This is a genomic window from Alcaligenes faecalis, from assembly GCF_002443155.1.
GTDB lineage: Bacteria > Pseudomonadota > Gammaproteobacteria > Burkholderiales > Burkholderiaceae_B > Alcaligenes > Alcaligenes faecalis.
Genome location: NZ_CP023667.1, coordinates 1,525,023 through 1,537,877 on the forward strand (window position 1 = coordinate 1,525,023; position 12,855 = coordinate 1,537,877).

The following is a 12,855-nucleotide window of genomic DNA, read 5'->3' on the forward strand; positions in this document are numbered from 1 at the left end:
GGCTCCTGACAGGTGAATTACCACCGAGTAGTGGCAATACCCCATCTGTCCTGTGACCTGAGAGTTTATCCAACCGATGTATCAGGCTGGGCTCCTTCGGTGGGCGTCATGCGCCGCTCTCCAGAGTGTCGGGCTGGTACGATCCTTTTGCCTGAGAGATTCCGGGGTGGTTGCTCCGTCGGCGCCTGACTGAACAGGTCTCTTTCATACCGCCTGTAGTGACGCGACTACAGTAGCTGTGCTTACAAAAGTTTGCAATCAGGGTAAACCGGGAGCTGCATGCAGCGCTTGGAGGGTTTCCATGGATAGATGCGATTGTTGGCTAAGCCCGGGAAGTTGTTGAGTCTGCCGGTCCTTGATGCCGAGTTATTACTTACTGTTCGCCTAATTTGGGTCCGATATTTCGTTGAGTCCAGAGCGGGGCTTGTTTCTTTATGGACTTAGTCCAAGCGGTAATGCGCACCCAGACTGTGTGGCCGATCCAAGGCTGCCTGGGTCAGCAGCCAGGCAGTGTCCAGTTGCAGGCTGAGGGTTCGTTGGTCGAGGCTGGGGGGGAGAAGGCTCATTTGCCTGCGCCAATGGTCCAGGGTGTGCAAGGCTTGGATCAGTCCTTGGTGATTGCGTAGCAAGCCGACATGCTCTTGCATTAAGTTGCGTAAGGAGGTGAGGGAGGGGGGATTGTTGGTGGAGGGGCTGTGGTTACTACTGCTGCCGTTGCCATAGCTATTGCTTTCGCCATGGTGGCAACCTTTGTTGTTGGTGGTGGTTATGTTTTCCACTGCATTGGCTGCCGCCGCAGTCATAAGGGAAGGTCTTGGACTTGGCTTCGAGCTCGAATTAGAGTTCAAACCCAAACCCCAATTGGGGACGACACTAGCCTGTGAACTGGAACTGGAACTGGAACTGGAGTTTGGTTTTGAGTTTGTGTATGAACATGAGCTTGAAATCGAACTTGTATTTGCAACATCTGTCTCAGGGACCAAAGCTGAACGCTGGGTCCTCTTGCTTCTAGCAATCGCCTCGGCAGCTGCCCGCCCCATGACGACGCACTCCAGCAAGGAGTTGCTGGCCAAGCGATTCGCTCCATGCAAACCTGTGCAGGCTACTTCACCCACGGCGTACAAACCAGCTACCGTTGTACGGCCTGACAAGTCTGTTTCAATCCCTCCACAGCTGTAGTGCGCGGCAGGCGCTACCGGCACCCAATCCTTACGTAAATCCAGCCCCCGCCGCAAACCTTCTTCCAACGCTTTCGGGAAATGCTGCTGCAAAGTGTCCGCACCAAGATGGCGCACATCAAGCCAGACATGGTTGCTACCCTCATGCCGCATCTGCGCTGCGATAGCACGCGACACAATATCGCGTGGAGCTAGCTCCCCTCTGGCGTCGTAGTCCGGCATGAAGCGGCGGCCTTGCTTGTCCAATAAATGACCACCCTCACCACGCAAGGCTTCAGTCAGCAGAAAGGTCGGACCCTCTGCATGCAGGCAGGTCGGATGAAACTGCACAAACTCCAGATCGCGTATCGCCGCACCTGCACGCCAGGCCAAGGCAATCCCTTCTCCCAAAGCGCTGCCGGGATTGGTGCTGTGTGCATATAGACTGCCCAGTCCACCTGTTGCCAACACGACATGGTCCGCCAAAATAGTCTCGTAGCGACGAGTGTGCTTGTCGTAGATATCCACGCCAGCCACCGTGCCTTGTTCGTTACGGCGTAAAGCCAATGCTAGGCAATCTGTCCGCTGCTGAATATGAGAGGCTTGAGCCAATTGGGGAACCAGTGCCTGCATGATGGCGGAGCCGCTTGCGTCAGCCGCGTGCACGATGCGTCGCTGGCTATGCCCACCCTCGCGGGTCAGATGCAATTGGCCATCTTCGGTTCTGTCCAGAGGCACCTGCCTTTCCAGTAGCCAGTGCACCGCATCTGGAGCGGCTTGCACAATCCCACGTACCGCGTTCTTATCCGAGTGCCGAGCACCGGCTTCCAGCGTGTCTTCAATGTGTTGTTCCAGGCTGTCCTGGGCACTGAGAACGGCGGCCAGACCGCCCAAGGCCATAGGGCTGGCCCCGCAAGGAACGGGGGCGCTACTCAGCAGGGTCACGTTCATCGAGGAAGGCAAGGACAGGGCCAGACTGGTGCCAGCCAACCCCACACCGATGATTAACACATCCGTCTGTGTTGAGCCTGATTGCATCAAGCGGCTCCTACATGTTGGAACTGCTGACTGTGCTCGGCCAGGTCTGCACTCACGCGCAGATTGTTTTGTTGTGCAGCGGCAAAATCCATCATGCGTTGCAAGGAGCGTCGTGCGCCTTCACGCAGCTCTGCGGCCACTTGAATACCAGGGCCTGGCTGACTCAAGCGTTGATGCAGGGCTTCCAGACTGTTCAAGGCCATCCAGGGGCAGTAGGCGCAGCTTTTGCAGGTGGCGCTCTCGCCTGCCGTGGGTGCCGCCAGAAAGGTCTTCCCCGGAGCCTGCTGGCGCATGGCGTGCAAAATCCCTTGATCAGTGGCGACGATAAAGGTGCTGGCAGGATGATTGACGGCAGCGCGCAGCAACTGAGTTGTCGAGCCAACCACATCGGCCAGCGCAACCACTGAAGCGGGTGACTCGGGATGCACCAGAACCTGGGCATCGGGGTGCTCGCTCATCAAGGCTTTTAAACCACCGGCCTTGAACTCGTCATGGACTAGACAGGAACCTTGCCAAAGCAGCATGTCTGCGCCGGTTTGCTTCTGAATATAGGAGCCCAAGTGACGATCCGGTGCCCATAGAATCTTTTTCCCTTGTGTGTGTAAATGCCGCACGATGTCCAGGGCGATGGAGGACGTCACAACCCAATCGGCCTGTGCCTTGACGGCTGCGCTGGTATTGGCATACACCACCACTTCCCGGTCCGGATGCGCAGCACAGAATTGCTTGAAATCCTCGGGGGCGCATCCCAGATCCAGAGAGCACGTTGCCTCGTCATGCACAGCCAGTACACGTTTTTCTGGACTTAGGATTTTGGCGGATTCAGCCATAAAACCCACGCCGGCTACCAGCACCGTGCTGGCCTCATGCTCTTGTCCAAAACGCGCCATCTCCAACGAGTCACCCACGCAGCCGCCGGTTTCCAAGGCCAGATCCTGAATATCGGGATCTGTGTAGTAGTGAGCGACTAGTACGGCGTCTTGCTCCTTCAATTGTTTGGCCAAAGCTTGTTTCAACGTGGCCTTATCGCTTTGCAGGTTGAATTTGGAAGGGACTTCATGCCAGGTAATCTGACGGCTCAAAGCGTCCTTGGCGTCGGGCTGGCAGACATCAACGGGGAAATGCCGAATCATGGTCGTCCTTGATGCTCACTTTGAGCATAAATGGATTAAAAAAATGGGAAATATGACTTTTTGAGCGAAAAGAAGAGTGTCTCTATTGTTATGCTTTTTTTGAGCATAAATAAAAAATCGGTGTTCTGCAAGCACAAGAACAGGATAGGGGAAGAAAAAAGAGGGGTGCCCCGCTTTGGACACTTGGGCTCAAAGCGGGGTGGAAACCCTTTAAGGCGCGGGGTTCGGGGTGTGGTGATGAATAGCGTTGATCTTGGCGATCAGCTCATCACTTAACTGAACATCTACACTGGCGATGTTCTCGCGCAGTTGCTCCAGCGTGGTTGCACCGATCAGATTGCTGCTGGTAAAGGCTTGCTGGTTCACCCAGGCCAGGGCCAATTGAGTGGGCGTCAAACCGTTTTCGCGAGCCAGTTCGTTGTAGGCCAATGCCGCTTCACGAGCACGAGGGGCATCGTAGCGGGTGAAACGGCTGTACAAGGTCAAACGTCCTTTTTCAGGGCGGGCGCCGTTGTCATATTTGCCCGTCAACACACCCATCGCCAAAGGCGAGTAGGCCAGCAGACCCAGGCCCTCGTAACGGCAGAATTCGGATAGCCCCTCTTCAAACACGCGGTTCAGCAGGTTGTAGGGATTCTGGATCGTGGCAATCAAAGGCAGAGAGCGGGAACGCGACAACTCCAGAAAGCGCGAGACACCCCAGGGCGTTTCATTGGACACGCCTATGTGACGTACCTTGCCTTGACGCACAAAATCGTCCAGTACCGACAAGGTTTCTTCAATAGGGATGGTGTCTTCTTCTTTCCACGGGTAGCTACGCTGTCCAAACGTCACTGTACTGCGATCTGGCCAGTGCAGCTGATACAGGTCCAGATAGTCTGTTTGCAGCCGACGCAGGCTGTCATGCAGGGCTTGTTCCAGATTCTTGCGATCCAGGCTAGTGCCGCCATTGCGGATGTGGCCAGGGCGCTTGGGGTCACGTTGGGGACCGGCGATTTTGCTGGCCAGAACAATGTCCTTGCGGCGGCCGGTTTTAGCCAGCCAGGTGCCGATATATTGCTCGGTCAAACCTTGCGTGGTCGCCATGGGGGGAACAGGGTACATCTCGGCGGTATCCACCAGATTCACACCCAGTTCCAGGGCAAGGTCCAGCTGAGCGTGTGCATCGGCCTCGCTGTTCTGTTCCCCGTAAGTCATGGTGCCCAAACCGATCAGGCTGACATCCAGGTCTGTATTGCCCAGCTTGCGGTATTTCATTTACTTCGACTCCCGAAAACGCAGGGCCGGGCGGCCCTACAAACCGTGCATGGTAGCGTATTTAGCCAGCCTGCCGCTGTGCCGATTGAACTGATTCTTCATAAAAAAACCATCGCAAGTTATTTGCGATGGTTTTGCGTTGAGGCACTACTGTAGTGCTGAGCTGTTTTAGGCCGCCTCATCATGCTCCGGCAAGGCAGGGGGAGCAGGTAGTGGACGATTCGGCAGCAAAGGCAAACCGTGCTTGCTGCGCAAACGTTGGCAATCCACATTTGGGCTGCCATCCAGTTCCCAGATTTGGTAATCACGACAGGGGGTAGGACGATCCGGATAGATAGCGCAATGAATCCCGGGCTGGCCCAAAGTGCCACGCAAGGCAATACAGCGACCTTCACCTTGCTCGGTTCCTTTCATGCAGGCGCGCAGCGGACCAACCTTGGTGGTCAACTCGACCGGCACCGTACCGCCAGTCTCGCCGCTTAACTCACCACTATAAAAAGACACCCGAAAGTGCGAACAGCACACACCACAGCTTAAACAGGGGTTCTCGTCAAAAATCTCGTCATTGGGGGGCGTATAAAGCACCGCTTCCAGCGTAGTTTCCTGAACGCCAGGCAAATCCAGCAGTTGAGTCGGGGTGGGCGGGAGAGAAGAGCAAGTCATGTGCGTAGGTGTCCCGTAGCGGCCGCAGATCCGTTTCAGACGAGATCGATGATCTGCAGGCGTAAAGCAATTATTTTATTTTTGCCCGAAGAACTTGAATAGAAAAATCGTGTGGCAGTGGGGTGGCTTGATGCTGGCTGGAGACAGATTATGTGTATCTATATGTTTCATTGATCCGTCTGGCCAGGAAAGGCGTAAATTTCTGGAAATCTGCATGTCTTTTGTTTAACTCTTATAAAACAATGAATTGCGATGTTTTCCAGGTTTTCAGGGCTATTTGTTTAGATGGATCATAAAAAAAAGATCATCTTTTTTATAGGAAAACGCAAAATAGTGTTGACAGCCCTATAGGGAAGATCTATTATTTCATTTCTTCACCGCAGGCGGTTAGCTCAGTTGGTTAGAGCGCTACGTTGACATCGTAGAGGTCGCTGGTTCGAATCCAGTACTGCCTACCAGAATACATGCACACAGCTCCAAGCTGTGCCAAGAAAAGCCCCAAAGATCAATGCTTTGGGGCTTTTTTGTTGCTCAGCGTTCCAAGCTGCGCCAAGCCAGTCCCAGATCGTTTGGGGGTATGGATGGGGGTATGGTGTAACAGGAATGGGGGTATGGAAATCACGAGGCTTTTTCGAGCTGCTCGTCCAGATAATCCGACCACCATTGCATCAGTTTTTTGCGCTCTTCCAGGTACATGGCGTGGTTGTATGCGCGGCGCACTTTGTTTCTGTCGCGGTGAGCCAATTGCCGTTCAATGGCGTCAGGGCGAAAGCCACTGTGCTCATTCATGATGGTGGAGGCCAGTCCGCGGAAACCGTGCCCTGTTTGCAGCCTCTCATAGCCCATGATTTTTAATGCACGGTTCATGGTGTCGCTGCTCATCACAGCACCGCGGCGATTATGGACATTCGGAAACAGGTACTGAAAGTGCCCCGAGTGCTGTCGCAAGCTTTCCAAGATCGCAAGGGCTTGGGTTGAAAGCGGCACGATATGGTCGGGCGCGCTCTGCTTTTGTGCCAGGCGTCCCTTCATGCGCTCGCCCGGTATCAGCCATAGGGCATTCTTCCAATCTATCTCGCTCCATTGCGCCCAACGCAGCTCGTTTGTCCGGGGAAAGGTGCGCATCATCAGCTTGATGGCCAGACGCGTCTCTGGTCTGCCGTGATAGCGCTCAACGCTGGCGAGTAGGGCGGGGAGATCCGTTTCTGCTACGTGTGGGAAATGCTCTACCGGTGGACGTTCTTGCAAAAACTGTCGTAGCCCCTGTGTGACGTCGATTTGAATCAAGCCGGTACCGCAGCCGTATCGGAAGACCATGCCGACTGCTTCCAACACCCGAGCAGCCATCTCTAGCGCACCGCGCTGTTCCACTTGCTGCACCAGTTCCAGTACTGCTTTTCCAGTCACGCTGGAAATGGAACGCTGGCCGATATGAGGATGCACGTTCGCGGCAAGAGCATTCGAGATCCGCGTGAAGTAGCCTTCGCTCCATACTGGCCGTCGAGTTTCCAGCCATTCGTCTGCGACCGCCTTGAACGTGATACCCATTGTCGCCGGCGGGGGCGCCTCGCCAGGGTCAAGGCCTTCCGATAGCCGGGCCTTGGCCTTTTCGCGCTGCTCTCGGGCGGCAGCAAGACCTATCTCCGGGTAAGAGCCAAAGGTCAGTATGTTTTCTTTCCCGGTCACGGGATGCCGATACTTCAATCTCCAGCGCTTTGAGCCGGAGGGTAGCAGCTCAAGGTACAAACCACCGCCGTCAAAAAGGCGGCTCTTGCCGCCCTTGCTGAATTTTGCTGCTTTGCACTTTGAGTCCGTCAGCGGTGGAATCTTCTTTGCCATGTCTTTGGGTTTCCTCTTATTTATAGGAGTCGGGGTTGTTGAGCCAGGCAAGGATGTCTTCGCCTTTCCAGGCTGTGCAGGCTCTGCTTACCAGCTTGGCGGCCGGTGCCTTCCCGGCAAGTACTCTTTTGCGCCAGGTCTCGCGGCTAAACGGGATGCGGTCTGCGAACTCGTCCCACCGATACAGGCCTTCGGGGTGGATGGTGGGGGCGCTTTTTTGAGAGGATTGGGTGCTATTCATTGCTGTCCTTTCATGAAGGTGGTGATCCAGTGGGTGCGGGCACGACGGCCGCTGGAGCGATGAAAGTCGCGTCATACTCGCACAAGGGATTGAAAGTGGACGGGGGCGGGGGGCGGATGTGGATGGCTGTCTTGCGTTAAGTTCTTGCTAGCATCGTATTGATACGAAATTAGTGGAGAGACACTGTGGATTCCGCCTTATGCACACTGAATAATCGGGTTTACGATGCCGCTGAGTTTGCTCGCCTTCACCCGACGGACCTCGAAAGTCGCCGCCGAGCTCTGATTTGTAACTCTTGCGGTCATGAGGCTTTTTTCAGAAGCGCTTCAGTGTCCGGTCGTGGCCCTTGTTTTGGTGCTCGACCCCATGGCCCAGACTGTCCTGAGGCTACAGTTGACGCGGGAGTCTGGGGAGTAGGAGGCGCTGAGCAGAATGAGCCAATATTTAATGCAGCGGATAGGATTGTTATTGATCTGCCTGCTGCCGATGGCGAGCGTGCTGACAATGATGTGGGTGGAGCAGAGCATCGTAGACGTGGCGCAGGGCGTGGCTTTGGAGCTGATGGTGGAGTGGGTGTAAATACAACCCATCGTCGTTTAAGCAGCTTGCTCCGCAGACTGAATCAGAACCCCGAGTTCCAGTCTATGGATACCATCATTACGCCTCCTGGTGGTTATGCTCAAACCACGGTTCGTGATTTCTTTGTGCGGTTTGAAAGTGCTCGCGAAAGAGCAATTGGTCAATTTAGTGGGCTGTGGGGCATGATTACTGATGCGTCATATGACCATGGAGGTTCTTTATGGCTAAATACAGGAGGACGTAGTCAAATTAGCTTCGTGATCGATCAACCATTGGTTAATGCATTCTTGCTACGCCTCCGAGTTGACAATATCGAGGCTCTTTCCGGAGCTCAAGCTCTGGTCCTTGCCACTGCCTCTGAATCCGGACGAGGTAAAATTTTTGCTTCGATTGGGGATCTCCGGTTTGCCGCTTTCTCTTTAGCGTAGAGGATTGGTTCGCTTCGTTATCCGTTGCAGGTTGAACGCTTCTTTGCGGGGTAAACCGCGCCTGGTTGTGTGGGTGGGTGTTCATTGGGTGGTGTTCCATTCTTTCAATCGGATGGCTGTTAGCTCGGCCTGCAGGTCTCGGAGCTGGCGGGCGCGGTCGTCAGCGATACGCGCGATCCGCTGTCGCTCTGTATTGGCTTCGCGTATCCAGCGGTTCATTTGGTCGGCATCGCCTACACGGGACAGCAGCTTTATCAGCAAAAAGCGCTCGCGCTCCTCGTTGGCGTTCTGCCGCCAAGCGCTAAAGACGTCTTTCATGGCGTCATATCCCAGGGTTGCGCCAGTTGCCGCGCCGCACCTGATCTTGATATGGCTGCGTTGGTTGACCCACAGCAAGCCCCAGCCTTCCGGTAAGTCTTCAATGTTGATCAACCCCTCTGGGCACATGAAGTAGCGCCAGTGGCCCATTCCTCTTTCTTTCCGGTGGGGCTTTGCTTTGTCAGCAAGGAAGTCGGAGCGGCTTACTTTGCACTCGACAACTACGCTGCCAACGTTCGGGGTAGCAATGCGAAATCCGATGGCGTCTGGTATTTCTCCGTCCCAGCCACTGCGGGCCTCGCTTACAGCCACATTGCAGCCATGGCCATTCTGGGAGTGAGGGCGTTTGAGCCACTTCACGGCCAAATCGCACAGGCTCTCGTGTGTGTGAGTCATGGCCTGCTGTCCTCCTGGCGTGCAGCAACAATAGCGGCCATTTCCTCAGGCGTTGGATGGCGTACTTCGCCACATGTTTGGCACTCCATGCGAGTGGCCTCAACCGGATAGGTGCGTCTTGGCTCCCAGATATGCTGGCCATCATTCAAGCAATCAGCCTTTTCGGGCTCAAAGTAGAAGCTGATGGACGTTGTGAAAGTGAAGTGCTTTCCGCATGATCGGCAATGATCGTGGTGCAGAACACCTTCTTCGTAACCGTGCCCGTCATCGTGACAAACCTCAAAAGGAGCTTCGCAGTACGGGCAATCAAAGTCGTGGCCCATGTTTAGCCTCCCATCCGTTCTCACCCCAGACCACACAAGAGCGTTCCAGCTCATGGCACAGGGATGCATATCCGTTATTGAAATGACCGTGATGCTTGGATTTGTGCAGCAGAATCCGAGGTGTGGGGTCATGGCGAAGGGTAAAAAATTGCCCCGGTTCGATGTGTCGAAGGCGGGGCAGGGGTCGGGCAAATTCGGCTTGTCTGGCCATGCGGCCTCCGTTTTCATCTACTTGGGTGTCAGAGCTTCTGCTCTGGCAGTGGGGGTGGCAGATTCATCTATCTATCTGGCTACTCACCAGCGAGGGCCAGCGCACCATCCAGGATGGAGCGGATTGATTTCGTCACCTTCTCGGGCTGACCTAAGTCCACCACTAGTTCTGTGGCTTCGAGATCGATTTCTGCAGCGTCAGCGAACGCTTGAGTGGTCTTGGCAAGCATATAAACGTAGGCGCGCAGCTTGCGTGCCTCTTCAGCGGTCGGCGCCGGAGATTCAGCGGTGGTCATGATTGGTTCCTAAAAAAGAAAAACCCCGGTTGAGTAAATCAAGCGGGGGTATGGGGTGCTGCTGTAGTCGTGATGCTTGGGGAGGCATCCTATTTTGAGGTCATGAGACTTGGGGTATGATGCGGCTGCACAACCGGGGAGAAATGCATGGCTAGGCGCGTGCTTGCACTGATCTGTCTGTTGGCATTGCTTAGTGGCTGTGCCTACAACAATCCAAACAATATTGAAGTTGCTGATAGCAAGGTCGGTGGGACTGGAGGGCTCCACTACAACCATGAGAAACTGGGCTCCTCGAAGCACATGCTTTCGGTGACTGCGGCACCTGGCCTAATGGAAACTGAAGGCTCCATTGAGCAGAGAATCCACATCTTTGCTAATCGTTTTGCTTCCGAGTCATGTCAGTATGGCTTTGATTTCATTCATGATCCCAACCTTGATCAGCGAATCTCGGCTGGTTTTATGAAGCGAAGTCGAACATACGTGTTTGAATGCCGGGCGTGATTTGTTTCTAGGATTTGCGCTCCCCACCCAGTACCTCCACCAGATCACTGATCAACTTGGCGAGCTCGGAGGTCATCAAGGTCATGTCGGCATCAAAGATTTCGTTATCGTTGACCGCGCCCTGGTCTGGCTTCTCCGTCAGGATGTCCAGTGGGGCCACGCGTTTGACGTCCAGCGCATCGGTCAGCATAAAGCTGATGCGATCCGCCCAGGTCATGGCCAAACGGGTGCATTGCTTGCCGGCCTCCACGTGCTTGCGCACTTCATCAATGTCGGCGCTTTGCTTCACGTAGCGCACGGCGGCACCGCTATCGCCGGTGGAGCGCAGTTCAGTGTCCTGGTCCACGGTAAAGTTGGCTAGTTGCTCTTCGTCCACCAGCCAGGAGGTCATGGCGGCACCGGGCGATTGCTCCGTATACAGGGGCTGAACCGGGAAGGGCTCTACGCTCTTGGCGAACAGGCCCAGCACCTCATCACTCTTAGCCACGGCTGCAGCATCAATCACAAACCAGTGGTTTCGTGCGTCGATCCACACTAAAGTGTCGCGCTGCACTGCGTGGGAGCGGGGCATCAGGTCGATGATGATCTGCTCTTTGATTTCCTTCATCTGCTTGCGGCCTGGCTTGTAGCCCTGTTGCTCTTCGATTTCGCGGGCCTTCTCGCGGGCTGCCTGGTTAACCACAGCGCTGGGTAGCAGCTTCTTTTCAGCACGCATGCAGATCAGATACTGACCGTTCACTTCATGGACCAGCTCTCCGCCTTCGCGTGGCGGCACCCAGCCCAGACTGAGAGGTTCTTGGCTGCCGCATGGTGCGAATTGATGATTTGCCAGCAGCTCGGCCAGTTGTTGAGCGGACAAGGCAAATGCCGTATCCAAGCGATAGATACGCAGGTTTTTAAACCACATGGGTGTATTCCTTTCAGGATGGGCTATGCTCACGCCGTACAGACAGGCATGAGGCAAGAGGGCTATGGGGATCAAGTGGAAAGAGGACTACAACGTCGAGACGCAGCGATGGTTCGGCACTGCAATAGGCTTTGTGTGCGGTCTGCTTTGCCTGGCTCTATTCGAGCATTTGAGAGGCTATGAGATCAGTTGGCCGGCCTGGATCCAGGCCATTGGCTCAGTGGGTGCCATTCTTGTTGCCGTGCAAGTTGCTGATCGGCAGGCGGAAACATCTAGGTTGCTTCAGAAAGAGGGGTTTGACTTGCTCTCTGAAGAGCGTAGACAGACTCGCATTGATTCATTACGCGCCCTTGAGATGACTGCTGAGATTGGCGCAAAAACCGCAATAGCAGCATGCGATGAGCTTTTGAAATTGGATTTGGATAATTATTCAATGCGCTATGTGAAGATATTATGCCTAAATAGACGCACGACACTTGAGGTTGCTAAGGAAGTGCTGACTAGGCTGCCAGTACATGACTATCCGGGAGTTTTGATCGGTCGACGTGTTTTAAACATCCAGATAGCCATGAATAAGATTTTGGAAGCTTATGATTTTTTAAGTGGTGAAGATGAAGGAGGGCTGGAGGCTGTTGGCCCGGATCTGGTGCTTATCAAAGAGCAGCTGAACGAGCAACTAGAAAAAATGGCGGATTTTATGCAGAGTTACGATGGTAGGCTGGGCGTGCTAAGGGGAGCTGATTTTTATTGACCCTCAGTTTCCCTGTAGAGCATCTGCATCTGCTCCGCAATGATTTCGGTGGTGTAGCGTTCCTGATTGTCCTGGCCGGTCCACTTGCGGGTCCAGGCCAGGCGCCAGTTCAGATGCAGTAGGCGTTGCGCGAGAGCAGAGGGGCGAAGGGAATGTCATCGTCCATATCCGCTAGATTGCCGGACGAGGGCGGTGGCGCTTGTCGCTGCTTCCCGTGTCCAGTGGCGTCGGCGTAGCTGTTGCGCTGCTGACCCTGTGGCGGTGAGTTTGATTGCTGCGCGTCTCCGTCGCGACCGCCTAGCATTTGCATTTGCTCGGCAATGATTTCCGTGGTGAAACGCTCCTGACCATCCTGGCCTGTCCATTTACGGGTGCGCAGACGACCTTCTACGTAAACGGGGCGGCCTTTACGCAAGTATTCACCCGCGATTTCAGCCAGACGGTTGTAGAACACCACACGCACCCACTCGGTTTCCTCCTTGCGTTCGCCTGTAGCTTTGTCCTTCCACGTTTCAGTGCAAGCGATGGAGATATTGCATATAGCCACTCCCTCGGCTGAGTATCGAACCTCCGGATCACGGCCGAGATTACCAATGCCGATCCACTTATTTACCGAAGCCATTTCTTCTTACCCCGTGTTTGATTGCAATGTGGCTGGTATGTTGAGGGCTTATGCCGAAGGCTGCTGCGATATCCTTGTATGCCATCCCTGACTTGGCCATAGAGGTTATTTCGGTAGCCACATAAGCCGAGATTTTTGTTTGCGGCAGAGCGAACCCTTTGGCTTGCCGCCCCTTTGAGACTGCGTCTTGCATGTT

Annotated in this window: 15 protein-coding genes, 1 tRNA gene and 2 riboswitches; of the genes, 5 read left to right on the plus strand and 11 right to left on the minus strand. The window is 54.7% G+C overall.

From position 1 onward, the window contains the following. Positions 1 to 44: 44 nt before the first annotated feature. Positions 45 to 125, minus strand: a riboswitch (glycine riboswitch). Between the two features lie 4 nt (positions 126 to 129). Further along, a riboswitch (glycine riboswitch) is annotated at positions 130 to 217 on the minus strand. A gap of 223 nt (positions 218 to 440) precedes the next feature. The 4 genes from nadB to CPY64_RS07010 all read right to left on the minus strand — a co-directional run bounded on the left by nadB (position 441) and on the right by CPY64_RS07010 (position 5,170). Next, positions 441 to 2,195 (minus strand): L-aspartate oxidase, encoded by a 1,755-nt coding sequence (gene nadB, locus CPY64_RS06995; protein WP_042480098.1) that lies wholly within the window; start codon positions 2,193 to 2,195, stop codon positions 441 to 443. Further along, entirely contained in the window at positions 2,195 to 3,328 is a 1,134-nt protein-coding gene (nadA, locus tag CPY64_RS07000) for a quinolinate synthase NadA (protein ID WP_052362843.1), read from the minus strand. The genes nadB and nadA overlap by 1 nt, the downstream gene beginning before the upstream one ends. Before the next feature lie 210 nt (positions 3,329 to 3,538). Then, positions 3,539 to 4,585 (minus strand): NADP(H)-dependent aldo-keto reductase, encoded by a 1,047-nt coding sequence (locus tag CPY64_RS07005; RefSeq protein WP_042480102.1) that lies wholly within the window; start codon positions 4,583 to 4,585, stop codon positions 3,539 to 3,541. A gap of 168 nt (positions 4,586 to 4,753) precedes the next feature. Further along, complete coding sequence (locus CPY64_RS07010) at positions 4,754 to 5,170, minus strand: YkgJ family cysteine cluster protein (RefSeq protein WP_035267876.1); 417 nt, start codon at positions 5,168 to 5,170, stop codon at positions 4,754 to 4,756. Between the two features lie 459 nt (positions 5,171 to 5,629). On the opposite strand from CPY64_RS07010, the gene CPY64_RS07015 reads away from it, so the two are divergent. Continuing rightward, positions 5,630 to 5,706 (plus strand) — tRNA-Val (locus CPY64_RS07015). 160 nt (positions 5,707 to 5,866) lie between these two features. On the opposite strand, the gene CPY64_RS07020 is transcribed toward CPY64_RS07015, so the two are convergent. Together CPY64_RS07020 and CPY64_RS07025 are read right to left on the minus strand one after the other, a co-directional pair. Continuing rightward, positions 5,867 to 7,087: a tyrosine-type recombinase/integrase gene (locus tag CPY64_RS07020; RefSeq protein WP_042480103.1), complete on the minus strand. Its 1,221-nt coding sequence runs from the start codon at positions 7,085 to 7,087 to the stop codon at positions 5,867 to 5,869. A gap of 16 nt (positions 7,088 to 7,103) precedes the next feature. Then, a complete protein-coding gene (locus CPY64_RS07025; RefSeq protein ID WP_042480106.1) occupies positions 7,104 to 7,328 on the minus strand; it encodes a helix-turn-helix transcriptional regulator in 225 nt (74 codons plus the stop codon). A 432-nt stretch (positions 7,329 to 7,760) separates the two neighbouring features. Here CPY64_RS07025 and CPY64_RS18955 point away from each other — a divergent pair, with 432 nt between their 5' ends. Next, positions 7,761 to 7,907, plus strand: coding sequence for a hypothetical protein (locus tag CPY64_RS18955; protein ID WP_155274651.1), 147 nt, complete (start codon positions 7,761 to 7,763; stop codon positions 7,905 to 7,907). A gap of 65 nt (positions 7,908 to 7,972) precedes the next feature. Beyond that, positions 7,973 to 8,335 carry a hypothetical protein gene (locus tag CPY64_RS18960; protein ID WP_123794725.1) on the plus strand — a complete coding sequence of 121 codons (363 nt, stop codon included), beginning with the start codon at positions 7,973 to 7,975 and terminating at the stop codon, positions 8,333 to 8,335. Between the two features lie 81 nt (positions 8,336 to 8,416). On the opposite strand, the gene CPY64_RS07030 is transcribed toward CPY64_RS18960, so the two are convergent. Next, on the minus strand, positions 8,417 to 9,049 hold the full coding sequence (locus CPY64_RS07030) for a hypothetical protein (RefSeq protein ID WP_042480108.1): 633 nt from the start codon (positions 9,047 to 9,049) through the stop codon (positions 8,417 to 8,419). A 613-nt stretch (positions 9,050 to 9,662) separates the two neighbouring features. Then, positions 9,663 to 9,878 carry a hypothetical protein gene (locus CPY64_RS07035; RefSeq protein ID WP_042480110.1) on the minus strand — a complete coding sequence of 72 codons (216 nt, stop codon included), beginning with the start codon at positions 9,876 to 9,878 and terminating at the stop codon, positions 9,663 to 9,665. Positions 9,879 to 10,025: 147 nt separating this feature from the next. Between CPY64_RS07035 and CPY64_RS07040 the strand changes: the two genes are divergently transcribed. Next, entirely contained in the window at positions 10,026 to 10,379 is a 354-nt protein-coding gene (locus CPY64_RS07040) for a hypothetical protein (protein WP_042480112.1), read from the plus strand. Positions 10,380 to 10,386: 7 nt separating this feature from the next. Here CPY64_RS07040 and CPY64_RS07045 read toward each other — a convergent pair whose 3' ends face one another. Beyond that, complete coding sequence (locus tag CPY64_RS07045; protein WP_042480115.1) at positions 10,387 to 11,286, minus strand: recombination-associated protein RdgC; 900 nt, start codon at positions 11,284 to 11,286, stop codon at positions 10,387 to 10,389. 64 nt (positions 11,287 to 11,350) lie between these two features. Between CPY64_RS07045 and CPY64_RS07050 the strand changes: the two genes are divergently transcribed. Beyond that, complete coding sequence (locus tag CPY64_RS07050) at positions 11,351 to 12,037, plus strand: hypothetical protein (RefSeq protein ID WP_042480116.1); 687 nt, start codon at positions 11,351 to 11,353, stop codon at positions 12,035 to 12,037. A 109-nt stretch (positions 12,038 to 12,146) separates the two neighbouring features. On the opposite strand, the gene ssb is transcribed toward CPY64_RS07050, so the two are convergent. Then, positions 12,147 to 12,659 carry a single-stranded DNA-binding protein gene (ssb, locus tag CPY64_RS07055; RefSeq protein ID WP_042480119.1) on the minus strand — a complete coding sequence of 171 codons (513 nt, stop codon included), beginning with the start codon at positions 12,657 to 12,659 and terminating at the stop codon, positions 12,147 to 12,149. After that, on the minus strand, positions 12,643 to 12,852 hold the full coding sequence (locus tag CPY64_RS18970) for a hypothetical protein (protein WP_232623232.1): 210 nt from the start codon (positions 12,850 to 12,852) through the stop codon (positions 12,643 to 12,645). The genes ssb and CPY64_RS18970 overlap by 17 nt, the downstream gene beginning before the upstream one ends. Between the last annotated feature and the right edge of the window lie 3 nt (positions 12,853 to 12,855).

What these genes read in the sequence shown, in the direction of transcription:
- nadB (WP_042480098.1), bottom strand. Translation starts at nt 2,195, where the DNA reads ATGCAATCAGGCTCAACACAGACGGATGTGTTAATCATCGGTGTGGGG.
- nadA (WP_052362843.1), bottom strand. Translation starts at nt 3,328, where the DNA reads ATGATTCGGCATTTCCCCGTTGATGTCTGCCAGCCCGACGCCAAGGAC.
- CPY64_RS07005 (WP_042480102.1), bottom strand. Translation starts at nt 4,585, where the DNA reads ATGAAATACCGCAAGCTGGGCAATACAGACCTGGATGTCAGCCTGATC.
- CPY64_RS07020 (WP_042480103.1), bottom strand. Translation starts at nt 7,087, where the DNA reads ATGGCAAAGAAGATTCCACCGCTGACGGACTCAAAGTGCAAAGCAGCA.
- CPY64_RS07025 (WP_042480106.1), bottom strand. Translation starts at nt 7,328, where the DNA reads ATGAATAGCACCCAATCCTCTCAAAAAAGCGCCCCCACCATCCACCCC.
- CPY64_RS18955 (WP_155274651.1), top strand. Translation starts at nt 7,761, where the DNA reads ATGAGCCAATATTTAATGCAGCGGATAGGATTGTTATTGATCTGCCTG.
- CPY64_RS18960 (WP_123794725.1), top strand. Translation starts at nt 7,973, where the DNA reads ATGGATACCATCATTACGCCTCCTGGTGGTTATGCTCAAACCACGGTT.
- CPY64_RS07030 (WP_042480108.1), bottom strand. Translation starts at nt 9,049, where the DNA reads ATGACTCACACACACGAGAGCCTGTGCGATTTGGCCGTGAAGTGGCTC.
- CPY64_RS07035 (WP_042480110.1), bottom strand. Translation starts at nt 9,878, where the DNA reads ATGACCACCGCTGAATCTCCGGCGCCGACCGCTGAAGAGGCACGCAAG.
- CPY64_RS07040 (WP_042480112.1), top strand. Translation starts at nt 10,026, where the DNA reads ATGGCTAGGCGCGTGCTTGCACTGATCTGTCTGTTGGCATTGCTTAGT.
- CPY64_RS07045 (WP_042480115.1), bottom strand. Translation starts at nt 11,286, where the DNA reads ATGTGGTTTAAAAACCTGCGTATCTATCGCTTGGATACGGCATTTGCC.
- CPY64_RS07050 (WP_042480116.1), top strand. Translation starts at nt 11,351, where the DNA reads ATGGGGATCAAGTGGAAAGAGGACTACAACGTCGAGACGCAGCGATGG.
- ssb (WP_042480119.1), bottom strand. Translation starts at nt 12,659, where the DNA reads ATGGCTTCGGTAAATAAGTGGATCGGCATTGGTAATCTCGGCCGTGAT.
- CPY64_RS18970 (WP_232623232.1), bottom strand. Translation starts at nt 12,852, where the DNA reads ATGCAAGACGCAGTCTCAAAGGGGCGGCAAGCCAAAGGGTTCGCTCTG.